This window comes from Citrobacter sp. TBCS-15 (assembly GCF_005280815.1).
Taxonomy (GTDB): domain Bacteria; phylum Pseudomonadota; class Gammaproteobacteria; order Enterobacterales; family Enterobacteriaceae; genus Citrobacter; species Citrobacter werkmanii.
The window spans coordinates 604,587-630,720 of record NZ_SZWK01000292.1; the positions used below are offsets into that span (position 1 = coordinate 604,587).

Genomic DNA, 26,134 nt, shown 5'->3' on the forward strand with positions numbered 1-26,134 from the left:
GTATTGTGACAACCTTTTAATAGGGTTGGAGTTTCTGTGGAAGCGAAAAAGGAAGCAATTGATCTATTTTCAAAATATCCTGATAAAAATGATTGTTATATTTTTTGTTGGAAAAATGTGTTTTTAATCATGTGCTTATGTTGTGTTTTCTGTGTTGATTTTAATTTTTTAGAAAATCGAGTAATAAATGACTTGCCATGTTTGTGATCAAAATCTTATTTTGTTGTGCACGCCATTCAGGTCGCGCTTTTAATAATTTCAAAAAATCTCTTCACTAAATAACTTGTGAACCATCTAACGGTTTTTTATTTATTAATCTTATATGTCACAATTATTTCTTTGTTAAATTTAGGATAAAAATGATAATGAATTGTTTTTGTCATATTTAATCTTTGCCACAGAAACGAAGAAGTAGCGTGAACGATAACTTACGGTGATGATAAAAGTGACAGGCGGACTTTCTGCGCCAGAACGTTTAATGCAATGCGTTGGTCAATGGGGCGCGTTTTCGCTTCCAGTTGAGATAGTTACATCTTGGTGTTAATTATAAGTAAAAATAAAATGAATAAATTGTATGAAATAACTATTCCACACCTTGCCAAACAAAAAACTGTGAGCTACCCAGCAATAGTGACTCTTTATCTGCTATCAATTTTGTCTGCCTGAGCGGTTAAAAGACCGTGTAGATTTAAATAAATATTCTATCATTTGTAGTAACGACAAATACTCATTGAAAAACATGTCGTTAACATGATGTTCACTAGTCACTGTAGTGTTAAACACCATTAACAATAAATTTGAAAATTGATTTAAATCAAAGTTTAAAACTTGGAAAACAACACAAAAAGAGGTTAAATTGCCGCAGATCAAATTGGTCTGAGAGTGATAAATTAGCTATAAATTGATCACTATCGAAAAATGCAAATTTGCCTCGATAAAAACCTGTTTATTGTAAGGATTTTACGGCGTAATATAATTGCGGGATCAATTTGAGTGTTTTATTAACATGTTTGTAACCTTTCATCATTGTCGTTTCTTCAAATGAGAAGAATGAACAGCGGCGGAAGGAAGCAGATAAATTTGTATTGGGGCATGCGTGTGACCCTTTCTAACGGGGTTCACTCTCGGAGTCTTCATGCGATGAGCAAGGAGTCATGATGTTAGATATAGTCGAACTGTCGCGCTTACAGTTTGCCTTGACCGCGATGTACCACTTCCTGTTTGTGCCACTGACGCTCGGTATGGCGTTCTTGCTGGCCATTATGGAAACGGTCTACGTCCTTTCCGGCAAACAGATTTATAAAGATATGACCAAGTTCTGGGGCAAGTTGTTTGGTATCAACTTCGCTCTGGGTGTGGCTACCGGTCTGACCATGGAGTTCCAGTTCGGGACTAACTGGTCTTACTATTCCCATTATGTAGGGGATATTTTCGGTGCGCCGCTGGCTATCGAAGGTTTGATGGCCTTCTTCCTCGAATCCACCTTTGTAGGTCTGTTCTTCTTCGGTTGGGATCGTTTGGGTAAAGTCCAGCATATGTGCGTCACCTGGCTGGTGGCACTGGGTTCTAACCTGTCCGCACTGTGGATTCTGGTTGCGAACGGCTGGATGCAAAACCCAATCGCCGCGGATTTCAACTTCGAAACCATGCGTATGGAGATGCTGAGCTTCTCCGAACTGGTGCTCAACCCGGTTGCCCAGGTGAAATTTGTTCACACGGTGGCATCGGGGTATGTCACTGGCGCGATGTTCATTCTTGGCATCAGTGCTTATTACATGCTGAAAGGCCGTGACTTTGCGTTCGCAAAACGCTCCTTCGCGATTGCTGCCAGCTTTGGTATGGCGGCTGTGCTGTCTGTTATCGTGCTGGGTGATGAATCCGGTTACGAAATGGGCGACGTACAGAAAACTAAACTCGCCGCTATTGAAGCTGAGTGGGAAACTCAACCTGCTCCTGCTGCGTTTACCTTGTTCGGTATTCCCGACCAGGATAAACAAGAAAACAAATTTGCGATTCAAATTCCTTATGCGCTGGGCATCATTGCCACCCGCTCTGTTGATACACCGGTCATTGGTCTGAAAGACCTGATGGCGCAGCATGAAGAGCGTATCCGTAACGGGATGAAGGCGTATCAGCTGCTGGAAGAATTGCGTGCGGGGTCAACCGATCAGGCTGTTCGTGACCAGTTCAACAGCATGAAGAAAGATCTGGGTTATGGTCTGCTGCTGAAACGCTATACGGACAACGTCACCGACGCAACCGAAGCGCAAATTCAACAGGCAACGAAAGATTCTATTCCTCGCGTTGCGCCGCTGTATTTCGCTTTCCGTATCATGGTGGCGTGTGGCTTCTTGCTGCTGGCCATTATTGCGCTTTCCTTCTGGAGCGTCATTCGTAACCGCATCGGTGAGAAAAAATGGCTGCTGCGTGCCGCGCTGTACGGTATTCCACTGCCGTGGATTGCTGTAGAAGCAGGTTGGTTTGTCGCCGAATATGGCCGACAACCATGGGCAATCGGCGAAGTATTACCAACGGCGGTGGCAAACTCATCGTTGACAGTAGGCGATCTGCTGTTCTCCATGATCCTGATTTGTGGCCTGTATACCCTGTTCCTGGTGGCAGAATTGTTCTTAATGTTCAAGTTTGCGCGCCTCGGCCCGAGCAGCCTGAAAACCGGTCGCTATCACTTTGAGCAGTCCAATGTGACTTCTCAGCCGGCACGCTAAGACAGGAGTCGTCAAATGATCGATTATGAAGTATTGCGTTTTGTCTGGTGGCTGTTGGTCGGCATTCTGCTGATTGGTTTTGCGGTCACTGATGGCTTCGACATGGGGGTGGGCATGCTCACCCGTTTCCTCGGTCGTAATGATACCGAGCGTCGAATTATGATTAACTCCATCGCTCCGCACTGGGACGGTAACCAGGTTTGGCTCATCACCGCGGGTGGCGCTCTGTTCGCTGCCTGGCCGATGGTGTATGCCGCTGCGTTCTCTGGTTTCTATGTGGCGATGGTTCTGGTACTGGCGTCATTATTCTTCCGTCCGGTCGGTTTTGATTACCGTTCCAAGATTGAAGACACTCGTTGGCGTAACATGTGGGACTGGGGCATTTTCATTGGTAGCTTTGTTCCGCCGCTGGTAATTGGCGTGGCGTTCGGTAACCTGTTGCAGGGCGTACCGTTCCATATCGATGAGTACCTGCGTCTGTACTACACCGGTAACTTCTTCCAGTTGCTGAATCCGTTTGGTCTGCTGGCAGGTATCGTGAGCGTTGGGATGATCATCACCCAGGGCGCAACCTACCTGCAGATGCGTACGGTTGGTGAACTGCACCTGCGTACGCGTACCACCGCGCAGGTAGCGGCGCTGGTGACTCTGGTCTGCTTCGCGCTGGCCGGCGTGTGGGTGATTTACGGTATTGACGGTTATGTTGTGACCTCTGCAGTGGATCATCATGCCGCCTCTAACCCGCTGACCAAAGAAGTGGCGCGCGTTGCTGGCGCATGGATGGTGAACTTTAATAATGCACCTATCCTGTGGCTGGTTCCTGCACTGGGCGTGGTTCTGCCGCTGTTGACCATCCTGACTTCTCGTATGGAGAAAGGGGCATGGGCGTTCGTCTTCTCCTCACTGACGTTAGCCTGCATCATCCTGACTGCCGGTATCGCAATGTTCCCGTTTGTGATGCCATCCAGCACCATGATGAACGCGAGTCTGACCATGTGGGATGCGACTTCCAGTCAGCTGACGCTGAACGTGATGACCTATGTGGCACTGGTGTTTGTACCGATCATTCTCATCTACACCACCTGGTGTTACTGGAAAATGTTTGGTCGCATCACCAAAGAAGATATTGAACGTAACACCCATTCTCTGTACTAAGTAAGGAGCTAAATATGTGGTATTTCGCATGGATTCTGGGAACGCTTCTTGCCTGTGCATTTGGGATAATCACAGCCCTGGCGCTTGAGCACGTTGAATCAGGCAAAGCCGGACAAGAAGAAAGCTGATGATCAACCTTATCGCGATGGTTTATGCGGTAATGGACAAGCGCCCCTTGCGGGCGCTTTCCTTTGTGCTGGCAATCGTGTTGGCTGGCTGCATATTCTGGGACCCGTCACGTTTCGCGGCCAAAACCAGTGAGCTTGAAATCTGGCATGGTTTTCTGCTGATGTGGGCTGTCTGCGCTGGTATCATTCACGGCGTTGGCTTTCGTCCTCGCGCGGTGCACTGGCAGGGCATCTTCTGCCCGCTGATCGCTGATATCGTCCTCATTGTTGGTCTGATTTTCTTCTTCTTTTGAATAAGAAACATCCTTAAATATTTATGGGCTTGCATAAGCCCATAATTTTTTACTCTCCGTTTACTTTCCCCCATTCCAAAGCACCATTCCCGCGCGTATAGTAGCGAAGTTTGAAAGCACTAACCTTTTGTTGCATTACCGGGATGTACAGTGAAGACAGCGCGATATACAACGACATTCTTGATGCATCGCGGCGGCAAAAACGCGAGTCACCAGGCGCTTACCAGGGTAAGCAACGGGTGTGAGTGGACGAAGCCAACAAAGAGGCAGTAAGAATGAATAAGTATATGTTTCGATGGCCGGTTCGTGTCTACTATGAAGACACCGATGCCGGTGGGGTGGTTTACCACGCCAGCTACGTCGCTTTTTATGAAAGGGCACGCACAGAGATGCTGCGTCATCATCACTTCAGTCAGCAGGTGCTGCTGGCAGAACGCGTAGCCTTTGTGGTACGCAAGATGACTCTTGAGTATTTTGCGCCTGCGCGGCTCGACGATATGCTCGAAGTCCAAACCGAAATTACGTCAATGCGTGGCACCTCATTGGTTTTCACGCAACGCATTGTCAACGCAGAGAACGCCGTGCTGAATGAAGCCGAAGTTCTGATTGTTTGCGTTGATCCACTCAAAATGAAGCCTCGTGCGCTTCCCAAGTCTATTGTCGCGGAGTTTAAGCAGTGACTGACATGAATATCCTTGATTTGTTCCTGAAGGCAAGCCTTCTGGTTAAACTTATCATGTTGATTTTGATTGGTTTCTCAATCGCATCCTGGGCCATTATTATCCAGCGGACCCGTATTCTGAATGCCGCTTCACGTGAAGCAGAAGCATTTGAAGACAAGTTCTGGTCTGGTATTGAGTTGTCACGCCTGTATCAGGAAAGCCAGGGGCGTCGTGATAATTTGGCAGGGTCGGAACAAATTTTCTATAGCGGATTCAAAGAGTTTGCGCGTTTGCACAGGGCAAATAGCCATGCGCCGGAAGCGGTCGTTGAGGGGGCATCCCGTGCGATGCGAATTTCGATGAACCGTGAACTGGAAACGCTGGAAACGCATATTCCATTCCTCGGCACCGTCGGCTCCATCAGTCCGTATATCGGTCTGTTCGGAACCGTTTGGGGGATCATGCACGCGTTTATCGCGCTGGGCGCGGTAAAACAGGCAACGCTGCAAATGGTCGCACCGGGTATCGCGGAAGCGCTGATTGCAACGGCTATCGGTCTGTTTGCGGCAATCCCTGCGGTTATGGCTTACAACCGACTGAATCAGCGCGTGAACAAGCTGGAACTGAATTACGACAACTTTATGGAAGAGTTCACCGCGATTCTGCACCGCCAGGCGTTTACCGTTAGCGAGAGCAACAAGGGGTAAGCCATGGCCAGAACGCGTGGACGAGGTCGTCGCGAACTTAAGTCCGAAATCAATATTGTACCGCTGCTCGACGTACTGCTGGTGCTGCTGCTGATCTTTATGGCAACCGCGCCGATCATTACCCAGAGCGTGGAAGTCGATCTGCCGGATGCGACCGAATCGCAAGCCGTCAGCAGTAACGACGAACCTCCGGTCATTATTGAAGTTTCCGGCATTGGGCAATACAGCGTGGTGGTTGAAAAAGATCGTATGGATCAACTGCCGCCGGAGCAGGTTATCGCGGAAGCGAAAAGCCGCCTGCAGACCAATCCGAAAACGGTCTTTTTAATCGGTGGTGCGAAAGACGTGCCTTATGATGAAATAATTAAAGCGCTGAACTTGTTACACAGTGCAGGCGTAAAATCGGTTGGCTTGATGACGCAGCCAATCTGATGTCTGCGTATTGCTGGCTTGAAAGATAGCGCGTAACAGGCGAACAGTTTTTTGGGAACCGAGAGTGTCAAAGGCAACCGAACAAAACGACAAGCTCAAAAGGGCGATAATTATTTCAGCGGTGCTGCATGTCATTTTATTTGCAGCGCTGATCTGGAGTTCGTTCGATGAGCACATTGATGCTTCAGCCGGCGGCGGTGGCGGTTCGTCCATCGACGCCGTTATGGTTGATCCTGGTGCCGTTGTGCAACAGTACGACAGGCAGCAGCAACAGCAGGCAAGTGCGAAACGTGCAGAAGAGCAGCGTGAAAAACAGGCGCAGCAGCAAGCTGAGGAACTTCGCGAGAAGCAGGCGGCTGAGCAAGAGCGACTGAAGCAGCTGGAAAAAGAACGTTTAGCCGCGCAGGAAAAAGTGCGCGAACAGGCGGAACAGCAGAAACAGGCTGAAGCTGCCGCCGCGAAAGCGCAAGAGCAACAGAAACAGGCTGAAGAAGCTGCGGCGAAGGCTGCTGCAGACGCGAAGGCCAAGGCGGATGCACAGGCGAAACAAGCGGCAGATGCCGCGAAGAAAGCCGCTGCGGACGCACAGAAAAAAGCTGAGGCTGAAGCCGCTAAAGCCGCCGCTGATGCGAAGAAAGTTGCCGAAGCACAAGCCGCTAAGGCTGCCGCAGACGCCGCGAAGAAAGCCCAGGCTGAAGCTGCTAAGCAAGCTGCAGCAGAAAAAGCTGCCGCCGAAAAAGCAGAAAAAGCCGCTGCCGCAAAAGCTGCTGCCGCTGAAAAAGCGGCGGCTGAAAAGAAAGCCGCTGCGGAAAAAGCCGCTGCAGACAAGAAAGCTGCCGCTGATAAAGCTGCTGCTGACAAGAAAGCTGCGGCAGATAAAGCCGCTGCTGCGAAAAAAGCGGCTGCTGAGAAGGCCGCTGCGGCCTCTGGCGTTGACGACTTGTTGGGTGACTTAAGCTCCGGTAAGAATGCGCCGAAATCAGGTGGTGGAGCGAAAGGAAGCGGTCAACCGGCGAAAGATAGTGGTACAAGTGGTGCAAATGGCGGCGCATCTGGCGCTGATATCAGTGCTTACGCCTCTCAAATTCGTAATGCGATCCAGAGCCGTCTGTATGGTGCTGATTTGTACGCGGGTAAATCTTGCGTACTACATATTAAGTTAGCACCCGATGGTCTGTTACTGGATGTGACCGAAGAGGGCGGCGATCCGGCATTGTGCCAGGCCGCGTTGACGGCTGCGAAAACAGCCAGAATTCCTAAACCGCCTAGCCAGGCTGTTTATGAAAAAGTAAAAGATGCCAAACTGGACTTTAAACTGTAATAACAACCCCTGAGAAATCGGGGGAAACAGTCTAAGGTTGAGACAGAGTTCTGGTAGTTTTGTGTATTTGAGTTTGTTAACATTCTGCTAAATTATCGTGGGCGTTCCGTCCAGATAAGGGAGATATGATGAAGCAGGCATTACGAGTAGCATTTGGTTTTCTGATGCTGTGGGCAGCAGTGCTGCATGCAGAAGTACGTATCGAGATCACCCAGGGGGTGGACTCGGCACGCCCGATTGGCGTTGTCCCATTCCAGTGGGCAGGGCCGGGTGCTGCACCTGAAGATATCGGTGGTATCGTAGGTGCTGACCTGCGTAACAGCGGTAAATTTAACCCATTAGATCGTTCTCGTCTGCCACAGCAGCCGGGTACCGCGGCGGAAGTTCAACCTGCTGCATGGTCTGCGCTGGGTATTGATGCCGTCGTGGTCGGGCAGGTAACGCCGAATCCGGATGGCTCCTACAGCGTGGCTTATCAACTGGTTGATACCGGCGGCGCGCCGGGTACCGTACTGGCGCAGAACACCTATAAAGTGAACAAGCAATGGCTGCGTTACGCGGGCCATACTGCCAGTGACGAAGTATTTGAAAAACTGACCGGTATTAAGGGCGCATTCCGTACCCGTATCGCGTATGTTGTTCAGACCAACGGTGGTCAGTTCCCGTACGAATTACGCGTGTCCGACTACGATGGTTACAACCAGTTCGTGGTTCACCGTTCTCCGCAGCCGCTGATGTCTCCGGCGTGGTCTCCGGACGGTTCAAAACTGGCTTACGTAACCTTCGAAAGCGGTCGTTCTGCGCTGGTTATTCAGACGTTGTCTAACGGCGCTGTTCGTCAGGTCGCTTCTTTCCCGCGTCACAACGGCGCACCGGCGTTTTCTCCGGATGGCAGCAAACTGGCGTTTGCCCTGTCTAAAACCGGTAGCCTGAACCTGTATGTCATGGACATTGGTTCTGGTCAAATCCGTCAGGTGACGGATGGTCGCAGCAACAACACGGAACCAACCTGGTTCCCGGACAGCCAGAATCTGGCCTTTACGTCTGACCAGGCCGGTCGTCCGCAGGTATACAAAGTTAACGTCAACGGCGGTGCTCCGCAGCGTATTACCTGGGAAGGTTCGCAAAACCAGGATGCGGATGTGAGCAGCGACGGTAAATTTATGGTAATGGTAAGCTCGGCTAACGGTCAGCAACACATTGCCAAACAAGATCTGGTAGCGGGTGGCGTACAAGTTCTGTCGTCAACGTTCCTGGACGAAACGCCAAGTCTGGCACCTAACGGCACTATGGTAATCTACAGCTCTTCTCAGGGGATGGGATCCGTGCTGAATTTGGTTTCTACAGATGGGCGTTTCAAAGCGCGTCTTCCGGCAACTGATGGTCAGGTTAAATTCCCTGCCTGGTCGCCGTATCTGTGATAATAAATAATTGATTAATAAAGGAATCATTGAAATGCAACTGAACAAAGTGCTGAAAGGGCTGATGATTGCTCTGCCTGTTATGGCTATTGCGGCGTGTTCTTCTAACAAGAACGCCAGCAATGACGGCAGCGAAGGCATGCTGGGTGCCGGCACTGGTATGGATGCAAACGGTAGCGGCAACATGTCTTCTGAAGAGCAAGCGCGTCTTCAGATGCAGCAGCTGCAGCAGAACAACATCGTTTACTTCGATCTGGACAAGTACGATATCCGTTCTGACTTCGCTGCAATGCTGGATGCGCACGCTAACTTCCTGCGTAGCAACCCGTCTTACAAAGTCACCGTAGAAGGTCATGCGGACGAACGTGGTACTCCTGAGTACAACATTTCCCTGGGGGAGCGTCGTGCAAACGCCGTTAAGATGTACCTGCAGGGTAAAGGCGTTTCTGCTGACCAGATCTCTATCGTTTCTTACGGTAAAGAAAAACCTGCAGTACTGGGTCATGACGAAGCGGCTTACTCCAAAAACCGTCGTGCCGTACTGGTTTACTAAGAGAATTGCATGAGCAGTAACTTCAGACATCATCTGTTGAGTCTGTCGTTACTGGTTGGCATAGCGGCCCCCTGGGCCGCTTTTGCACAGGCGCCAATCAGTAGTGTCGGCTCAGGCTCGGTCGAAGACCGTGTCACTCAACTCGAGCGTATTTCTAACGCTCACAGTCAGCTTTTAACCCAACTCCAGCAACAACTCTCCGATAATCAGTCCGATATTGACTCCCTGCGTGGTCAAATTCAGGAAAATCAGTATCAGCTGAATCAGGTTGTTGAACGTCAGAAACAGATATTGCTGCAGATGAATAATCTTGGCAGCGGTGGCGCACCTGCGGCGCAGTCTGCGGGTGGGGATCAGAGCGGGGCGGCGACCCCTGCGCCTGATGCGGGAGCTGCGGCAACGTCAGGGGCTCCGGCACAAACTGGCGATGCGAATACCGATTACAATGCAGCAATCGCCCTGGTACAGGATAAATCCCGTCAGGATGACGCGATTGACGCATTTCAGAACTTCATCAAAAAGTACCCGGATTCTACTTACCTGCCAAATGCCAATTATTGGCTGGGTCAGTTGAATTACAACAAGGGTAAAAAAGATGATGCCGCGTTCTATTTCGCTTCGGTAGTTAAAAACTTCCCGAAATCACCTAAGGCTGCAGACGCGATGTATAAAGTCGGCGTCATCATGCAGGACAAAGGCGACACAGCAAAAGCTAAAGCGGTTTATCAGCAGGTTATCACTAAATATCCTGGCACTGATGGCGCGAAACAAGCGCAAAAACGCCTTAACGCGATGTAATGACCACCATGCGACCAGAAATCGTGTTATTTCTGGTCGCGTCGTGTGATTCCTAAGCAGTTGAGTTATTTACCTCGAAATTTTTGTTGCGCTAAAATCTGAAATCAGTAATATATGCCGCCGTTGCCAAGGGATATCAAACAGCCTGAAAGCAGCGAAAAAAGTGGGTCGTTAGCTCAGTTGGTAGAGCAGTTGACTTTTAATCAATTGGTCGCAGGTTCGAATCCTGCACGACCCACCACTAACTCAGTTAGTAAGTAGTATCCAGCGTAGTATCGGGTGATTAGCTCAGCTGGGAGAGCACCTCCCTTACAAGGAGGGGGTCGGCGGTTCGATCCCGTCATCACCCACCACTCGGGGCGTTAGCTCAGTTGGTAGAGCAGTTGACTTTTAATCAATTGGTCGCAGGTTCGAATCCTGCACGCCCCACCAATTTTAACATCGTACTCAGATGTTAAACGTGAAGGATAACGTTGCTTTAGCAACGGCCCGTTAGGGCGAGACGAAGTCGAGTCATCCTGCACGCCCCACCAATTCTTGGTGGTTCCGAGTAAAAATTTGTCAGTGACATCCGAGCGGGTCGTTAGCTCAGTTGGTAGAGCAGTTGACTTTTAATCAATTGGTCGCAGGTTCGAATCCTGCACGCCCCACCAATTTTAACATCGTACTCAGATGTTAAACGTGAAGGATAACGTTGCTTTAGCAACGGCCCGTTAGGGCGAGACGAAGTCGAGTCATCCTGCACGCCCCACCAATTCTTGGTGGTTCCGAGTAAAAATTTGTCAGTGACATCCGAGCGGGTCGTTAGCTCAGTTGGTAGAGCAGTTGACTTTTAATCAATTGGTCGCAGGTTCGAATCCTGCACGACCCACCAATGTTTCTGGTGAAAGCGATAGTAAGCCGTGAAGGATAACGTTGCGTAAGCAACGGCCCGTAGGGCGAGGCGAAGCCGAGTCATCCTGCACGACCCACCATCCTGAATCATTGAAGCAGTACCCCATATGGGGGCGTTAGCTCAGTTGGTAGAGCAGTTGACTTTTAATCAATTGGTCGCAGGTTCGAATCCTGCACGCCCCACCAGTGTAAAAAGGCGCCCTAAAGGCGCCTTTTTGCTATGCACAGAATTAACGATTCGAACCTGCAGCAGGTTCGGGTCGAACGTAGTGAGACAACGGAGCCGTTTACGGCGACGGCCCGGAGGGCGAGCAAAGCGAGTCATCCTGCACGCCCCACCAGTGTAAAAGAGGGCGCTGGCGGCGCCTTTTTGCTATCTGCAATATGGAAGATTCGAACCTGCTTGCCTGATGCGTTTCGCTTATCAGGCCTACGGGTGCCAAATGTAGGCCGGATAAGACGCCAGTCGCCATCCGGCACTCATCACACGCAATTATTGTGACTTTTCTGCGCTAATCCGCTATCTTGTTTAGCATATAAAACAAATCGAACCGAATATGGCGTGCGTCACGCTTTTAATCGGTTATTTCGTTAAGCTAGTAAAACGAGAAAGCAAGATGAGCGTGATGTTTGATCCTGAAGCAGCAATTTATCCGTTCCCGCCGAAGCCAGCACCGCTGAGTGCGGACGAAAAACAATTTTACCGTAAAAAAATCAAGCGCCTGCTGAAAGAGCGTGATGCCGTTATGGTCGCGCACTATTACACCGATCCTGAAATCCAACAGTTGGCCGAAGAGACCGGCGGCTGTATTTCTGATTCTCTGGAGATGGCGCGGTTCGGCTCAAAACATCCCGCTTCTACGCTGTTGGTTGCGGGCGTGAGATTTATGGGAGAAACCGCCAAAATTCTCAGCCCGGAAAAGACCATCCTGATGCCAACCCTGCAGGCAGAATGTTCATTAGATCTGGGTTGTCCGATTGATGCGTTCAGCGCGTTTTGCGACGCGCATCCGGATCGCACCGTAGTGGTTTACGCCAATACCTCAGCAGCAGTTAAAGCACGTGCCGACTGGGTCGTGACCTCCAGTATTGCGGTTGAACTTATTGAGCATCTTGATAGTTTGGGTGAAAAAATCATCTGGGCCCCGGACAGACATCTGGGCAACTACGTGCAAAAACAGACCGGTGCAGACGTTCTTTGTTGGCAGGGGGCGTGTATCGTCCACGACGAGTTTAAAACTCAGGCTTTAACACGCATGAAAGCGCTTTACCCCAATGCCGCCGTGCTGGTGCATCCGGAGTCCCCTCAGTCCATCGTTGATATGGCCGATGCGGTCGGGTCAACCAGCCAGTTAATCAACGCAGCAAAATCGTTACCGCACCAGCAACTGATAGTGGCGACAGACCGGGGTATTTTTTACAAAATGCAGCAAGCTGTTCCCGATAAAGAGTTGCTTGAAGCGCCAACGGTTGGCGAAGGGGCAACCTGTCGCAGTTGCGCGCATTGTCCGTGGATGGCGATGAACGGCCTCAAGGCGATTGCTGAGGGGCTGGAGCAGGGGGGAGCGGCTCACGAGATACATGTAGATGCAGCGCTGCGAGAAGGTGCATTGCTGCCGTTAAACCGCATGTTGGAATTTGCGGCTACACTTCGGGCTTAAGTAATTTATTTGCTCTGGGGGAAAAGATGGACTTTTTTAGCACGCAGAACATTCTGGTACATATTCTGATCGGTGCGGGCGGTTACGATCTGTCGTGGATCGAGGCCGTGGGGACGATCGCCGGGTTATTGTGTATTGGCCTTGCGAGCCTTGAGAAAATCAGTAATTACTTCTTCGGACTGATAAACGTCACGCTGTTTGCGATTATTTTCTTTCAGATCCAGCTCTATGCCAGCCTGTTGCTGCAGGTTTTCTTTTTTGCCGCGAATATCTACGGCTGGTATGCCTGGTCCCGGCAAACCAGCCAGCATGAGGCAGAGCTGAAAATACGCTGGTTGCCGTTACCGAAAGCGATCGGTTGGCTGGCTGCTTGCGTGGTGGCGATTGGCCTGATGTCGGTCTATATCGATCCGGTGTTTGCATTTTTGACACGTATTGCCGTGAATATTATGCAGGGGCTGGGATTACAGGTGGCGGCTCCAGAGTTGCAACCCGATGCCTTCCCGTTCTGGGATTCCTGCATGATGGTGTTGTCGATTGTGGCGATGATCCTGATGACGCGCAAATACGTTGAAAACTGGCTGTTGTGGGTGATCATTAACGTCATTAGCGTCGTGATCTTTGCTCTGCAAGGCGTATATGCCATGTCACTGGAATATATGATCCTGACGGTTATCGCCCTGAACGGAAGCAGGATGTGGATTAACAGCGCGCGTGAACGTGGTTCCCACGCGCTGTCCCATTAATGGTGATGATGTGCATGGCCGGACACGCCCTGATACAGGTGGCAGTCCGGCCCATTGCACGGCTGATATTCCATCTGGATCGTGGCGTGTTCAATCTGGTAGTGATGAATCAGGAAATGTTGAATACGCTCGAGCAGGGCGTCGTGATCGTGCGGCGGGACTACCTGTACATGCAGCGTCATGACCGGTTTTTCACCTACCATCCAGACGTGTACATGATGCACATTGCGAACTTCGGGGATATCCCGGCTGAGATGGCGCTGCAATGCGGCAATATCCAATGTAAGCGGAGCGCCTTCCAGTAATTCATTTACGCTATCTTTTAACAACCGCCAGGCGCTACGCAGTACCAACACGGAAACCAGAATCGAGAGAATCGGGTCCGCTGGCGTCCAGCCTGTCCAGATGATAATCAGCGCAGCGATGATAGCCCCAACCGAGCCGAGCAAATCGCCCATTACGTGTAGTGCTGCGGCGCGGACGTTAAGGTTTTTCTCTTCACTGCCGCGATGTAAAACCCAAAAAGCGAGCACGTTCGCCAGTAAGCCCGCGACAGCAATGATCATCATCATGCCGCCCGCTACGGGACGTGGCGTATGAAAGCGCTCAATCGCCTCCCAGACGATTAAAATGGTGATCACAACCAATGCGATAGCGTTAACAAACGCGGCTAATGTTGTGAGTCTCAACCAGCCGAAAGTGTGCCGTATAGTGGGCGGGCGTCTGGAAAACTGGACCGCCAACAGCGCAAATAGAAGCGCGGCGGCATCTGTGAGCATATGTCCGGCATCGGCCAGTAATGCCAGCGAGCCTGAAAGTACCCCACCCACCACTTCAACCAGCATAAATCCGGCTGTGATGCAGAATGCGAAAAGCAGTCTGCGGGCATTATTGTCCTTTGGTTGCTCAGGAGAAGTATGAGTATGTGAGTGCGCCATTATGCCATCCCTTTGTTATTCTCACCTTTACTGTATGTCATGATACCGTTTTTAGGATGATAAAATTAAAAAGGAGAGCTATTGCTCTCCCGTTATTAGCTTTATTTTCAGCGCTACTGGGTAGTACCGTCAGTTTTGGTGTCGGCATCATTATTGATGCCGTTTCCGGTCTCAACCTTCTTATTTACATCCGGGCAGTGTCCGTCCTTACACATGGTGTTTTTATGCACCTCGTCTTTGGTCATTCCTTCATGGTTCATTGATGAACCGTCCGGATGCAGCATTGTGCCACCCGAATTCACATTGTTGTTATCGACATTATTTGGCGCAACGTTTTCGCGTGCGTCTGGCGCGACTTGACCGGCATCTGCCGCGGAATTTGCCTGGCCGTTATTCGACTGCGTGCTGGTGTCAGCTGCCAGTGCCGCGCCGCTGGCGAGGCTGAGTGTGGCTGTCAAAAAGAGTGAAGTCAGCTTTGTCATATGCATATTATGCTCCTGTTATGATAGAGATGTCGGATAACGTCTTCCAACAGTGCATGTGCCAATACATCAGCAGGACGTGGTTAAAAGTTTTGCTATAGAAATTATAACCAGCATAGAATCTTGAAATATATGAAAATTTAAGCTGTTGCAGTTATAAATTGTAGTCTTGATCTCTTTTTTCGCTACTTTATTGCGTTTTTTTGGTCTATTCCAGGATTAATCCGTCCAAAGTGTAAAACCCCGTTTACACTTTATGACTGAAGATATAGATTGGAGGGATTGCATTCATTTATATAAGTATGGCAACGCTGGAATAATCATGAATTATCAGAACGACGATTTACGCATTAAAGAGATCAACGAATTATTACCCCCGGTCGCACTGCTGGAAAAATTCCCCGCTACTGAAAATGCCGCCAATACGGTGGCGCATGCCCGTAAGGCGATTCATAAAATTCTCAAAGGCAGTGACGATCGTCTGCTGGTGGTGATTGGGCCGTGTTCTATTCATGATCCGGCAGCGGCTAAAGAGTATGCCGCTCGCTTGCTGGCGCTACGTGAAGAGTTAAAAGGCGAACTTGAAATCGTCATGCGCGTCTATTTTGAAAAACCGCGTACTACCGTAGGCTGGAAAGGACTTATCAACGATCCGCACATGGATAACAGCTTCCAGATCAACGACGGTCTGCGCATTGCCCGTAAACTGCTGCTGGATATCAACGACAGTGGTTTGCCGGCAGCAGGCGAGTTCCTGGATATGATCACCCCGCAATATCTTGCCGATCTTATGAGCTGGGGAGCAATTGGCGCACGTACCACAGAATCTCAGGTACACCGTGAGTTGGCGTCAGGTTTGTCCTGCCCGGTTGGTTTTAAAAACGGTACTGATGGCACCATCAAAGTCGCCATTGATGCAATCAATGCTGCCGGGGCGCCGCATTGCTTCCTGTCTGTCACCAAATGGGGTCATTCGGCGATTGTGAATACCAGCGGTAATGGCGATTGCCATATCATTCTGCGCGGCGGCAAAGAGCCGAACTACAGCGCTCAGCACGTTGCCGACGTGAAAGAAGGTCTGGTTAAAGCGGGGCTTTCTCCGCAGGTGATGATCGACTTTAGCCATGCCAACTCCAGCAAGCAGTTCAAAAAGCAGATGGATGTTGCGAAAGACGTTTGCGGACAGGTTGCCGGTGGCGAAAAAGCAATTATTGGCGTAATGATTGAAAGCCATCTGGTTGAAGGTAATCAGAACCCGGATAGCGGTGAACCACTGACCTACGGCAAGAGCATCACCGACGCCTGCATTGGTTGGGAAGATACCGATGCGGTGTTACGCCAGTTGGCGGAAGCGGTAAAAGCGCGCCGCGGGTAAAAAACTCATCCGGGTTATCCCCGGTAAGCCGGATAAGGCAACGCCGCCATCCGGCAATAAAAAAAGCGTGGAGCATTCCACGCTTTTTTCGTTTGACCCGGGATGAAAATTACTTCGCTTTACCCTGGTTAGCAACGGCTGCGGCTTTTGCCGCGATCTCGTCAGCGTTACCCAGATAGTAGTGTTTGATCGGCTTAAAGTTTTCGTCGAACTCATACACCAGCGGTACACCGGTCGGGATGTTCAGTTCGAGGATTTCATCTTCGCCCATGTTATCCAGGTATTTCACCAGCGCACGCAGGGAGTTGCCGTGAGCGGCGATAATCACGCGCTCTCCGCTTTTCATACGCGGCAGAATGGTTTCGTTCCAGTAAGGAATCACGCGATCGATGGTAAGCGCCAGGCTTTCGGTGACCGGCAGTTCTTTGTCAGTCAGTTTGGCATAACGCGGATCGTGACCCGGATAACGCTCGTCATCTTTAGTCAGTTCCGGCGGGGTGACCGCAAAGCCGCGGCGCCATTGCTTAACCTGCTCGTCACCGTATTTTTCAGCGGTTTCTGCTTTGTTCAGACCCTGTAGCGCGCCGTAATGACGTTCGTTCAGTTTCCAGGATTTCTCAACCGGCAGCCAGGCCTGATCCAGTTCGTCCAGTACGTTCCATAGGGTATGGATGGCACGTTTCAGCACAGAGGTATAAGCAAAATCGAAGCTATAGCCTTCCTCTTTCAGCAGTTTGCCTGCCGCTTTTGCTTCGCCTACGCCTTTCTCGGACAGATCAACGTCATACCAACCGGTAAAACGGTTTTCCTTGTTCCACTGACTTTCACCGTGACGTACCAGAACCAGCTTAGTTACAGCCATACACTCACTCCTATCAATCATATTTAATGATAATAATTCTCATTATATTGCCGTAATGAGTCAGCGGCAATGCTTACGCATAACCATAGCGAAAATAGCGCCATAGTGTAAGGTTCTTGTGAACTCAAGGTTGCGATTTTGTCTTTGGATGGTGGGCTTTTGAGCGGATTTGCTGTGGGAAACAAACAACAGGCCTGATAGATTTACGCTATCGGGCCTGTCAGGATGAACTGTCAGGCAGGAATAAACTGATATTCTGTCACGCTGGCATACTCTTCACCCGGGCGCAGGAAACAGTCCGGCTGTGGCCATTCCGGATGGTTCGGGCTGTCCGGCAGAAACTCACTTTCCAGCGCCAGACCTTGCCAGTCTTCGTAGGCCTCCGGCCCACGTGAAGGCGTACCGCCAAGGAAGTTCCCGGAGTAAAACTGCAATGCCGGAGCGGAGGTGTAAACCACCATCTGCAGTTTTTCATCCTGAGACCAAACCTGAGCCGCCGGAGTACGCGCATTGCCTTGTGCCTGGAGCAGGAAGGCGTGATCGTAACCTTTTACTTTGCGCTGATCGTCATCGGCCAGAAATTCGCTGGCGATGATTTTCGGGGAACGGAAATCAAAAGTGCTTCCGGCGACGGATTTCAGCCCGTCATGCGGGATACCCATTTCGTCTACGGGTAAATACTCGTCCGCCAGAATTTGCAGCTTGTGCTGGCGCACATCCGTTTTGTCACCGTCGAGATTAAAATAGACATGATTCGTCAAATTTACCGGGCAGGGCTTATCAACCGTGGCACGGTAGGTTATCGAAATCCGATTATCGTCAGTCAGGCGATACTGCGCGGTGGCGCAAAGATTACCAGGGAAACCCTGGTCGCCATCGTCAGACGTTAAGGCAAACAGCACCTGACGGTCATTCTGATTCACTATCTGCCAGCGACGTTTGTCGAAACCGTTCGGTCCGCCGTGCAGTTGGTTATCACCCTGGCTTGGCAGCAATTCAATGGTTTCGCCGTCAAAGGTATAGCGGCTGTTGGCGATACGATTAGCGTAGCGGCCAATGGAAGCCCCCAGAAACGCAGCCTGTTCCGGGTATTGCTCCGGACTGGCGCAACCGAGCAGGGCTTCGCGCACGCTACCATCGCTAAGAGGAATACGCGCAGAGAGCAGCGTTGCGCCCCAGTCCATGAGCGTGACCACCATCCCTGCGTCATTGCGCAGGGTGAGCAGGCGAAACGGCTGACCGTCGGGCGCCATTACGGGAATTTCGTTTAACATTGTCCGGCTCCTTGTGAAGGTTTACAGACGTAAAATGTTTCTTTAATACCGGTTTTGGCTTCGTACTGTTCGGCGACAGCCTGCTGCACGGCAGGCACCAGATCTTGCGGGATCAGCGCCACAATACAGCCCCCGAAGCCGCCGCCAGTCATGCGCACACCGCCTCTGTCGCCGATGGTTGCTTTGACAATCTCAACCAGCGTATCAATTTGCGGCACGGTAATTTCAAAGTCATCGCGCATTGAAGCGTGAGATTCTGCCATCAGTTGACCCATGCGTAGCAGGTCGCCTTTTTCCAGCGCCTGCGCGGCTTCAACGGTACGCGCATTTTCCGTGATCACGTGACGAACGCGTTTGGCGACAATCGGATCCAGTTCGTGAGCAACTGCGCTAAAGGTTTCAAAGCTGACATCACGCAGGGCAGGTTGCTGGAAGAAACGCGCCCCGGTTTCACACTGTTCGCGACGGGTGTTGTACTCGCTACCCACCAACGTACGTTTAAAATTGCTGTTGATGATTACCACCGCAACGCCTTCAGGCATGGAAACGGCTTTGGTCCCCAGCGTACGGCAGTCGATCAGTAGCGCATGATCTTTCTTGCCAAGCGCGGAGATCAACTGATCCATAATGCCGCAGTTACAGCCGACAAACTGGTTTTCAGCTTCCTGGCCGTTCAGGGCAATCTGCGCCCCGTCGAGCGGCAGATGATAAAGCTGCTGGAACACGGTGCCTACTGCCACTTCCAGCGAAGCCGAAGAGCTTAAGCCTGCGCCCTGAGGCACATTTCCGCTGATCACCAGATCCGCGCCGCCAAACGCATCGTTGCGTTTTTGCAGATGCTTCACCACGCCACGCACGTAGTTTGACCACTGCTGGCTGTCATGAGCGATTATTGGCGCGTCCAGAGAGAACTCGTCCATTTGATTATCGTAGTCAGCCGCGATAACGCGAACTTTTCTGTCATCGCGTGTCGCACAGCTAATCACGGTTTGATAGTCGATAGCGCAGGGCAGAACGAATCCGTCGTTATAATCGGTATGTTCGCCAATCAGGTTTACACGGCCCGGTGCCTGAATAGTATGGGTGGCAGGGTAGCCAAATGTTTCAGCAAACAGAGATTGTGTTTTTTCTTTCAGACTCATTATTTAAACTCCGGATTCGCGAAAATGGATGTCGCTGACCGCACGCAGTCGTTCAGCCGCTTGTTCTGCCGTCAGGTCGCGCTGGGTCTCCGCCAGCATTTCGTAACCGACCATAAATTTGCGCACGGTTGCCGAACGCAGCAGCGGCGGATAAAAGTGCGCGTGCAACTGCCAGTGTTGGTTTTCTTCACCGTTAAACGGCGCGCCGTGCCAGCCCATGGAGTAGGGGAATGAGCACTGGAACAGATTGTCGTAACGACTGGTCAGTTTTTTCAACGCCAGCGCCAGATCAGCGCGCTGTTCGTCGGTCAAATCGGTGATACGCAGAACATGCGCTTTCGGCAGCAGCAGCGTTTCGAACGGCCATGCCGCCCAGTAGGGCACGACTGCCAGCCAATGCTCAGTTTCAACGACCGTCCGACTACCGTCCGCCAGTTCACGCTGGACGTAATCAAGGAGCATCGGCGCGCCCTGTTCGGCGAAGTACGCTTTTTGCAGGCGATCTTCACGTTCGGCTTCGTTGGGCAGAAAGCTATTGGCCCAAATCTGTCCGTGAGGATGGGGGTTCGAACACCCCATTGCCGCGCCTTTATTCTCAAAGACCTGCACCCAGGGATAGGTTTTGCCTAAATCTGCCGTCTGTTCCTGCCACGTTTTCACGATTTCTGTTAGCGCAGGCACGCTGAGTTCCGGCAGCGTTTTGCTGTGATCGGGCGAAAAGCAAATCACGCGGCTGGTACCGCGCGCGCTTTGACAGCGCATTAACGGATCGTGGCTGTCCGGCGCGTCCGGGGTATCGGACATCAGCGCGGCAAAGTCGTTGGTAAAAACATAGGTCCCGGTGTAATCCGGGTTTTTATCGCCGGTAACGCGTGTATTGCCTGCACACAGGAAGCAGTCCGGGTCATGTGCGGGTAGAACCTGCTTAGATGGTGTTTCCTGCGCCCCTTGCCAGGGGCGTTTTGCACGATGCGGTGAGACGAGGATCCACTGCCCGGTGAGCGGGTTAAAACGGCGGTGTGGATGATCGACAGGATTGAATTGCGTCATGATTGATCCTTAATCCGTATATCCCTGCGGATGGCGTGACTGCCAGTGCCACGTGTCTTGTGCCATTTCATCCAGGGTGCGAGTTACGCGCCAGTTGAGTTCGCGATCGGCTTTGCTGGCATCTGCCCAGTAGGCCGGAAGATCGCCATCACGACGCGGGGCAAAATGGTAATTCACCGGTTTACCGCAGGCTTTACTGAAGGCGTTGACCACATCCAGCACGCTGCTGCCGATGCCCGCCCCGAGGTTGTAAATATGCACGCCCTGTTTGCCCGCCAGTTTTTCCATCGCGGCGACGTGGCCATCTGCGAGATCCATGACGTGGATATAGTCGCGAACGCCGGTGCCATCTTCGGTAGGGTAGTCGTTGCCAAATATGGCAAGGGACTCGCGGCGGCCAACGGCAACCTGTGCGATGTAAGGCATCAGGTTGTTAGGAATACCTTGCGGGTCTTCACCCATATCACCTGACGGATGCGCGCCAACCGGGTTGAAGTAGCGCAGTAAGGCGATACTCCAGTCGGGCTGTGCTTTTTGCAGATCGGTCAGGATCTGTTCAACCATCAGCTTACTTTTGCCATACGGGCTTTGTGGTGTGCCGGTGGGGAAGCTTTCAACGTAAGGAATTTGCGGCTGATCGCCATAGACGGTCGCGGAGGAGCTGAAAATGAAGTTTTTCACGTTAGCGGCGCGCATGGCATTTACCAGACGCAGCGTCCCGTTGACGTTGTTGTCATAGTATTCCAGCGGCTTGGCAACGGACTCGCCAACGGCTTTTAACCCGGCAAAATGGATGACGGTGTCAATGGCATGATCGTGCAGAATTTCGGTTATCAGCGCTTCGTTACGGATGTCTCCTTCCACAAAGGTCGGATGCTTGCCGCCTAAACGTTCAATGACGGGCAGAACGCTGCGCTTGCTGTTGCAGAGGTTATCCAGGATCACTACCTCGTGACCGTTTTTCAGCAACTGCACGCAAGTGTGGCTTCCTATGTAACCGCTACCACCTGTAACCAATACTCTCATAATTCGCTCCGTTAAGCCTATGGTATGCAATAAACATAGCATAACAAAGATGCGAAAAGTGTGACATGGAATAAATTAGTGGAATCGTTTACACAGAGACATTTTCACTCGTTTGCGTGAGTTGTTTTATTTTAAATCATTAGGTTAAGTTGTTATCTCGGAGTTTATCTGAAAAAAATGCAGAAAAAAGGGCGTGTTAAGCGCCCTCAAATGAAAATTAACGCAGAGAGGTTTGTCGATAGGCGTAGATTTCGCCCTCGGGCACAAACTCCAGTCGATGGGTAATGCAGGCTGGGGCGTCTTCAGCGTGGTGGGAGACAAACAGCAGCTGCGTTTCGCCTTCACCGATCAGTACATCCACAAATCGACGAATCAGTTGGCGATTGAGCGGGTCCAGGCCTTGCAAAGGCTCGTCGAGGATCAACAAAGTCGGGTGTTTAACCAGCGCACGCACAATCAACGCCAGACGTTGCTGCCCCCAGGAAAGACTGTGGAACGGCGCATCCGCGGTACGTTTATCCATGCCCAGAATATCCAACCACTGTTGGACCAGTTTATGCTGTCTGTCAGAGACGGCCTGATAGATGCCGATTGAGTCAAAGTAGCCGGAGAGAATAACATTGCGTACCGTCGTACTGACCCGGTAATCCAGATGCAGACTACTGCTGACGTAGCCGATGTGTTTTTTAATATCCCAGATAGTTTCACCGCTACCCCGGCGGCGGCCAAACAGTGTTAAATCGTTGCTGTAGCCCTGGGGGTGATCGCCGGTGATTAAACTCAGTAGGGTTGATTTTCCCGCACCGTTGGGGCCGACGATTTGCCAGTGTTCTCCTGGATTTACCTGCCAGCTCAGATGATGCAGGATAGGGCGATCGTTATACGAGACGGTGCCATCGTTGAGCACAATCCGCGGCGCGTTATCGGACAGCGTGCGACGGACCGAAGGCTCATCCGGCTCGGGTAACTGAATACCTTCCAGGCGTTCACTATGGGCGAGTTGGGCGATTAATGCCTGTTGCAGAAGGTCTGCTTTTGCACCGGTTTCAGTCAACGTGCAATCGGCAAGAACGCCGGCAAACTGCACGAAATCGGGAATCTCATCAAAGCGGTTAAGCACCAGTACCAGCGTAAAACCGGTCTGATGCAGTTCAGCGAGCAGTTCTGCTAACTGGCGACGGGACGCCACGTCCAGCCCGTCAAAAGGCTCATCAAGGATCAGTAAATCCGGTGCAGACATTAACGCCTGGCAGAGCAGGGTCTTACGTGTTTCACCGGTGGAAAGGTATTTGAAACGCCTGTTGAGCAGGGCAGAAATACCAAATTGCTGCGCCAGCGCAGCGCAGCGGGTGGGATCGTTGACCTCATCCTGAATGATTTCAGCGGTGGTACGCCCGGTGTCATCTTCACCGGGGCTGAGAAGATCGGTGTTGTTTCGCTGCCACTCGTCACTGACCAGCTTTTGTAGCTGCTCAAAGGAAAGTCGGGTAATACGCGTGAACTGACAGTGCCGCTCGCCTTTCAGTAGCGGCAATTCTCCTGCCAGCGCGCGGGCCAGGGCGGATTTCCCACTACCGTTAGAGCCAACAAACGCCCAGCTATCACCTGCGTTTAACGTTAAGGCATCTAACTGGAGCGTTTTTGTGTCGCTAAGACGAAACGTGCCTTGCGAAATTTGCAATGATGACATTTTGTATCCCATTATTTGCAGCAATGAATAACAGGGATACGTGTTCTTCAGGCTGATGTCAATCAACTCAGCACAGCGTCGCAATAATCACTTTGTCAGCATTAAAATATGCTGTTGCGTTAGCACCTTCAGCTAAAGCGTGAGTCTGTTCTACTGGCAACGTCGCACACAGCGTCTGGCCGTCTGGCAACGTCATTAACACCTCACACTGTTCTGTGCCGCGTTCGATATGACTAATCGTGCCATGCAACTGATTATCGGCGGCCTGAGCGATAGCATCGTCCTGGGTGATACCCACCCACGGTGCTTTCAACAGAATTAATACTTCTTTGCCTTCCTCAAGACCCAAACGCTCACCGCTTTGCGCAGTAATCGCCACCTTCAGACGCGTTTCGCCATCGGCCAACAGGACGTCGACATGCTGTTGAACCTGATTGTGGTCGCGGGCGGTTATTGTGCCAAACCATTGGTTACGGGCGCTGGTTTGCAGTGAAAAGCGGGAAATGGCTGCCAGCAGACTATTGAGCGGCAGCGCATCGTCATCGCTCAACACATCAAACGCTTTTTGTTGAATTTGCGCGAGCAAATCATACAGTTGGATCAGACGCTGGCCATAACGCGTCAACACCGCGCCGCCGCCGCCTTTACCGCCGGTGGCGCGCTCAACCAGCGTCTGCTCACTGAGCTGGTTCATTTCGTTAATCGCATCCCAGGCGCTTTTATAACTGATACCCGCATCCTTCGCGCCCTGACTGATGGAGCCGGAAAGCGCAATGTGCTTAAGCAGAGAAATGCGACGGGGATCGGCAAACAGTTTTTGCTGAAGTTTCAGCGTAAGAAGGATTTCGGCCTGCATCACAAGCTCCTGGCAAAAAAGGGTATTGTGACGGAAAACCGCGTGCGCGCAAAGCCGACCGCACAAAAGGGGAGTGCTTTTCTGCGTTATGCGGTTAGAATACGTCTAAGGACTATATCTGGAGTTGACCATGTTAGAGTTATTGAAAAGTCTGGTATTCGCCGTAATCATGGTACCTGTGGTGATGGCCATCATTCTGGGTCTGATTTACGGATTGGGTGAAGTGTTCAACATTTTTTCCGGTATCGGTCAGAAAGACCAGTCCAGACAGAATCATTGATTCCCCAAACGCCCGCTCAGTCGGGCGTTTCTATTTTTGCCTTTCAGCTCGTTTTCTCTGACAACAGTTTCTCAAGATCCTGCTTCTCCTGCCGATATTTTCATGGTGTAACCTCTAATTGGTATTAATAACCGCTGGGAAAATCCTGACTTAACCGTTATATTTGCGCGTACATAACGAAACTCAAAGGAGCTACAGATGGCACGCACATGGTTACGCTTGTTTGCAGGGGCGACGCTTTCTCTTTCTGTCGCAGGACAAGCATTGGCGGATGAAGGGAAAATCACGGTATTCGCAGCGGCTTCGCTCACCAACGCGATGCAGGATATTGCTACGCAATATAAAAAAGAGAAGAACGTTGACGTCGTCTCCTCTTTTGCCTCTTCTTCTACGCTGGCGCGTCAGATTGAAGCAGGCGCGCCTGCTGACCTGTTTATTTCTGCCGATCAGAAATGGATGGATTATGCGGTAGACAAAAAATCGATTGATACCGCCACGCGAGCAACGCTGTTAGGCAACAGTCTGGTGGTGGTAGCGCCGAAAGCCAGCGCTCAGAAAGACTTTACTATCGACAGTAAAACCAACTGGACCCGTTTGCTGAATGGTGGACGCCTGGCTGTCGGCGATCCGGAACATGTTCCGGCAGGCATTTATGCCAAGGAAGCACTGCAAAAATTGGGCGCATGGGATACTCTGGCGCCGAAACTGGCACCTGCGGAAGACGTTCGCGGTGCGCTGGCGCTTGTAGAACGTAACGAAGCGCCGCTGGGGATCGTCTATGGTTCCGATGCTGTCGCCAGCAAAGGCGTCAAGGTTGTCGCGACCTTCCCGGAAGATTCACACAAAAAAGTGGAATACCCTATCGCGATTGTTGATGGGCATAAAAACGCAACGGTCAGCGCGTTCTATGATTACCTGAAAGGACCGCAGGCTGCTGAAATCTTTAAACGTTATGGATTTACGACCAAGTAATGATACTGACCGATCCTGAATGGCAGGCCGTCATACTGAGCCTGAAAGTTTCTTCCCTGGCCGTGCTGTTTAGTTTGCCGTTTGGGATCTTCTTTGCCTGGCTGCTTGTGCGATGCAAGTTCCCGGGCAAAGCGCTGCTCGACAGCGTTTTGCATTTGCCGTTGGTGCTGCCGCCGGTTGTGGTGGGGTATCTGCTGTTGATCGCCATGGGGCGGCGCGGATTTATCGGCGAGCGGCTGTATGACTGGTTTGGCATCACCTTTGCCTTTAGCTGGCGCGGTGCGGTGCTGGCTGCGGCGGTGATGTCTTTCCCTCTTATGGTACGGGCAATTCGTCTGGCGCTGGAAGGTGTCGACGTCAAGCTGGAGCAGGCGGCCCGAACGCTGGGAGCCGGGCGTTGGCGCGTATTCATGACGATTACCTTACCGCTGATGTTGCCCGGCATTATTGTCGGGACGGTGCTGGCGTTCGCGCGTTCCCTCGGGGAATTCGGCGCAACGATTACCTTTGTCTCCAATATTCCTGGCGAAACCCGCACCATCCCCTCGGCGATGTATACCCTGATCCAAACGCCTGGCGGTGAAAGCGCAGCGGCAAGGTTATGTATCATTTCTATTGTGTTGGCGCTGATTTCACTGCTGATTTCTGAATGGCTGGCGCGTATTAGCCGTGAGCGGACGGGGCGATAAT

At 51.3% G+C, this 26,134-nt stretch carries 26 protein-coding genes, 6 tRNA genes and 1 other RNA gene; 24 read left to right on the forward strand and 9 right to left on the reverse strand.

The window, feature by feature from the left end; translation table 11 throughout:
* The first annotated feature begins 1,157 nt into the window (after positions 1 to 1,157).
* From cydA to pnuC, 20 genes are all read left to right on the forward strand, one after another.
* On the forward strand, positions 1,158 to 2,726 hold the full coding sequence (cydA, locus tag FDW96_RS20500; protein ID WP_038638936.1) for a cytochrome ubiquinol oxidase subunit I: 1,569 nt from the start codon (positions 1,158 to 1,160) through the stop codon (positions 2,724 to 2,726).
* A gap of 15 nt (positions 2,727 to 2,741) precedes the next feature.
* The gene (gene cydB, locus FDW96_RS20505; RefSeq protein WP_038638939.1) at positions 2,742 to 3,881 is read left to right on the forward strand and encodes a cytochrome d ubiquinol oxidase subunit II; all 1,140 of its coding nucleotides are present in this window, start codon (positions 2,742 to 2,744) and stop codon (positions 3,879 to 3,881) included.
* A 14-nt stretch (positions 3,882 to 3,895) separates the two neighbouring features.
* Positions 3,896 to 4,009, forward strand: a complete 114-nt coding sequence (cydX, locus tag FDW96_RS20510; RefSeq protein WP_061381940.1) for a cytochrome bd-I oxidase subunit CydX — start codon at positions 3,896 to 3,898, stop codon at positions 4,007 to 4,009.
* The gene (ybgE, locus tag FDW96_RS20515; RefSeq protein ID WP_061381939.1) at positions 4,009 to 4,302 is read left to right on the forward strand and encodes a cyd operon protein YbgE; all 294 of its coding nucleotides are present in this window, start codon (positions 4,009 to 4,011) and stop codon (positions 4,300 to 4,302) included. The genes cydX and ybgE overlap by 1 nt, the downstream gene beginning before the upstream one ends.
* 275 nt (positions 4,303 to 4,577) lie before the next feature.
* Complete coding sequence (gene ybgC / locus FDW96_RS20520) at positions 4,578 to 4,982, forward strand: tol-pal system-associated acyl-CoA thioesterase (protein WP_061381938.1); 405 nt, start codon at positions 4,578 to 4,580, stop codon at positions 4,980 to 4,982.
* The gene (gene tolQ / locus FDW96_RS20525; protein ID WP_003022976.1) at positions 4,979 to 5,671 is read left to right on the forward strand and encodes a Tol-Pal system protein TolQ; all 693 of its coding nucleotides are present in this window, start codon (positions 4,979 to 4,981) and stop codon (positions 5,669 to 5,671) included. The genes ybgC and tolQ overlap by 4 nt, the downstream gene beginning before the upstream one ends.
* A 3-nt stretch (positions 5,672 to 5,674) precedes the next feature.
* Entirely contained in the window at positions 5,675 to 6,103 is a 429-nt protein-coding gene (gene tolR, locus FDW96_RS20530) for a colicin uptake protein TolR (protein ID WP_003022978.1), read from the forward strand.
* A gap of 64 nt (positions 6,104 to 6,167) precedes the next feature.
* The gene (gene tolA, locus FDW96_RS20535; RefSeq protein WP_042309680.1) at positions 6,168 to 7,424 is read left to right on the forward strand and encodes a cell envelope integrity protein TolA; all 1,257 of its coding nucleotides are present in this window, start codon (positions 6,168 to 6,170) and stop codon (positions 7,422 to 7,424) included.
* A 128-nt stretch (positions 7,425 to 7,552) separates the two neighbouring features.
* Positions 7,553 to 8,845, forward strand: a complete 1,293-nt coding sequence (gene tolB, locus FDW96_RS20540) for a Tol-Pal system beta propeller repeat protein TolB (RefSeq protein ID WP_038638949.1) — start codon at positions 7,553 to 7,555, stop codon at positions 8,843 to 8,845.
* A gap of 34 nt (positions 8,846 to 8,879) precedes the next feature.
* A complete protein-coding gene (pal, locus tag FDW96_RS20545) occupies positions 8,880 to 9,398 on the forward strand; it encodes a peptidoglycan-associated lipoprotein Pal (RefSeq protein WP_006685431.1) in 519 nt (172 codons plus the stop codon).
* 9 nt (positions 9,399 to 9,407) lie between these two features.
* Positions 9,408 to 10,196, forward strand: a complete 789-nt coding sequence (gene cpoB, locus FDW96_RS20550; protein ID WP_061381936.1) for a cell division protein CpoB — start codon at positions 9,408 to 9,410, stop codon at positions 10,194 to 10,196.
* 165 nt (positions 10,197 to 10,361) lie between these two features.
* Positions 10,362 to 10,437 (forward strand) — tRNA-Lys (locus FDW96_RS20555).
* Positions 10,438 to 10,473: 36 nt separating this feature from the next.
* Positions 10,474 to 10,549 (forward strand) — tRNA-Val (locus FDW96_RS20560).
* 3 nt (positions 10,550 to 10,552) lie between these two features.
* Positions 10,553 to 10,628, forward strand: a tRNA-Lys gene (locus FDW96_RS20565).
* Positions 10,629 to 10,773: 145 nt separating this feature from the next.
* A tRNA-Lys gene (locus FDW96_RS20570) sits at positions 10,774 to 10,849 on the forward strand.
* 145 nt (positions 10,850 to 10,994) lie between these two features.
* Positions 10,995 to 11,070, forward strand: a tRNA-Lys gene (locus tag FDW96_RS20575).
* A 130-nt stretch (positions 11,071 to 11,200) separates the two neighbouring features.
* Positions 11,201 to 11,276: transfer RNA gene (locus FDW96_RS20580), tRNA-Lys, on the forward strand.
* A gap of 22 nt (positions 11,277 to 11,298) precedes the next feature.
* Positions 11,299 to 11,431: non-coding RNA, RtT sRNA (locus FDW96_RS20585), on the forward strand.
* A 276-nt stretch (positions 11,432 to 11,707) separates the two neighbouring features.
* A complete protein-coding gene (gene nadA / locus FDW96_RS20590; protein WP_137366197.1) occupies positions 11,708 to 12,751 on the forward strand; it encodes a quinolinate synthase NadA in 1,044 nt (347 codons plus the stop codon).
* 26 nt (positions 12,752 to 12,777) lie between these two features.
* Positions 12,778 to 13,497, forward strand: a complete 720-nt coding sequence (gene pnuC / locus FDW96_RS20595; RefSeq protein ID WP_137366198.1) for a nicotinamide riboside transporter PnuC — start codon at positions 12,778 to 12,780, stop codon at positions 13,495 to 13,497.
* Here pnuC and zitB read toward each other — a convergent pair.
* Together zitB and FDW96_RS20605 are read right to left on the reverse strand one after the other, a co-directional pair.
* On the reverse strand, positions 13,494 to 14,435 hold the full coding sequence (zitB, locus tag FDW96_RS20600) for a CDF family zinc transporter ZitB (protein WP_042309673.1): 942 nt from the start codon (positions 14,433 to 14,435) through the stop codon (positions 13,494 to 13,496). The two genes, pnuC and zitB, sit on opposite strands and share 4 nt — an antisense overlap.
* A 113-nt stretch (positions 14,436 to 14,548) precedes the next feature.
* On the reverse strand, positions 14,549 to 14,923 hold the full coding sequence (locus tag FDW96_RS20605; RefSeq protein WP_042309671.1) for a YbgS-like family protein: 375 nt from the start codon (positions 14,921 to 14,923) through the stop codon (positions 14,549 to 14,551).
* A gap of 316 nt (positions 14,924 to 15,239) precedes the next feature.
* Here FDW96_RS20605 and aroG point away from each other — a divergent pair, with 316 nt between their 5' ends.
* A complete protein-coding gene (gene aroG, locus FDW96_RS20610; RefSeq protein ID WP_038638968.1) occupies positions 15,240 to 16,292 on the forward strand; it encodes a 3-deoxy-7-phosphoheptulonate synthase AroG in 1,053 nt (350 codons plus the stop codon).
* 109 nt (positions 16,293 to 16,401) lie between these two features.
* Here the strand turns inward: aroG and gpmA are convergent, their stop codons facing one another.
* The 7 genes from gpmA to modE form a co-directional block, all read right to left on the reverse strand.
* Positions 16,402 to 17,154 carry a 2,3-diphosphoglycerate-dependent phosphoglycerate mutase gene (gene gpmA / locus FDW96_RS20615; RefSeq protein WP_042309669.1) on the reverse strand — a complete coding sequence of 251 codons (753 nt, stop codon included), beginning with the start codon at positions 17,152 to 17,154 and terminating at the stop codon, positions 16,402 to 16,404.
* Positions 17,155 to 17,387: 233 nt separating this feature from the next.
* Positions 17,388 to 18,428: a galactose-1-epimerase gene (gene galM / locus FDW96_RS20620; RefSeq protein ID WP_061381934.1), complete on the reverse strand. Its 1,041-nt coding sequence runs from the start codon at positions 18,426 to 18,428 to the stop codon at positions 17,388 to 17,390.
* On the reverse strand, positions 18,422 to 19,570 hold the full coding sequence (gene galK, locus FDW96_RS20625) for a galactokinase (RefSeq protein WP_137366199.1): 1,149 nt from the start codon (positions 19,568 to 19,570) through the stop codon (positions 18,422 to 18,424). Before galK ends, galM begins: the two co-directional genes overlap by 7 nt.
* A gap of 3 nt (positions 19,571 to 19,573) precedes the next feature.
* Positions 19,574 to 20,620 carry a galactose-1-phosphate uridylyltransferase gene (gene galT, locus FDW96_RS20630; protein WP_038638980.1) on the reverse strand — a complete coding sequence of 349 codons (1,047 nt, stop codon included), beginning with the start codon at positions 20,618 to 20,620 and terminating at the stop codon, positions 19,574 to 19,576.
* 9 nt (positions 20,621 to 20,629) lie between these two features.
* Positions 20,630 to 21,646 carry a UDP-glucose 4-epimerase GalE gene (gene galE, locus FDW96_RS20635; protein ID WP_038638984.1) on the reverse strand — a complete coding sequence of 339 codons (1,017 nt, stop codon included), beginning with the start codon at positions 21,644 to 21,646 and terminating at the stop codon, positions 20,630 to 20,632.
* A 217-nt stretch (positions 21,647 to 21,863) separates the two neighbouring features.
* Positions 21,864 to 23,336 carry a molybdate ABC transporter ATP-binding protein ModF gene (modF, locus tag FDW96_RS20640; RefSeq protein ID WP_137366200.1) on the reverse strand — a complete coding sequence of 491 codons (1,473 nt, stop codon included), beginning with the start codon at positions 23,334 to 23,336 and terminating at the stop codon, positions 21,864 to 21,866.
* Between the two features lie 67 nt (positions 23,337 to 23,403).
* Complete coding sequence (gene modE / locus FDW96_RS20645) at positions 23,404 to 24,192, reverse strand: molybdenum-dependent transcriptional regulator (protein ID WP_137366201.1); 789 nt, start codon at positions 24,190 to 24,192, stop codon at positions 23,404 to 23,406.
* 130 nt (positions 24,193 to 24,322) lie between these two features.
* On the opposite strand from modE, the gene FDW96_RS20650 reads away from it, so the two are divergent.
* From FDW96_RS20650 to modB, 3 genes are all read left to right on the forward strand, one after another.
* Complete coding sequence (locus tag FDW96_RS20650) at positions 24,323 to 24,472, forward strand: AcrZ family multidrug efflux pump-associated protein (protein ID WP_003023026.1); 150 nt, start codon at positions 24,323 to 24,325, stop codon at positions 24,470 to 24,472.
* Between the two features lie 198 nt (positions 24,473 to 24,670).
* A complete protein-coding gene (gene modA, locus FDW96_RS20655; RefSeq protein ID WP_042309657.1) occupies positions 24,671 to 25,444 on the forward strand; it encodes a molybdate ABC transporter substrate-binding protein in 774 nt (257 codons plus the stop codon).
* On the forward strand, positions 25,444 to 26,133 hold the full coding sequence (modB, locus tag FDW96_RS20660) for a molybdate ABC transporter permease subunit (protein ID WP_042309655.1): 690 nt from the start codon (positions 25,444 to 25,446) through the stop codon (positions 26,131 to 26,133). Before modA ends, modB begins: the two co-directional genes overlap by 1 nt.
* The last annotated feature ends 1 nt before the right edge of the window (position 26,134 follow it).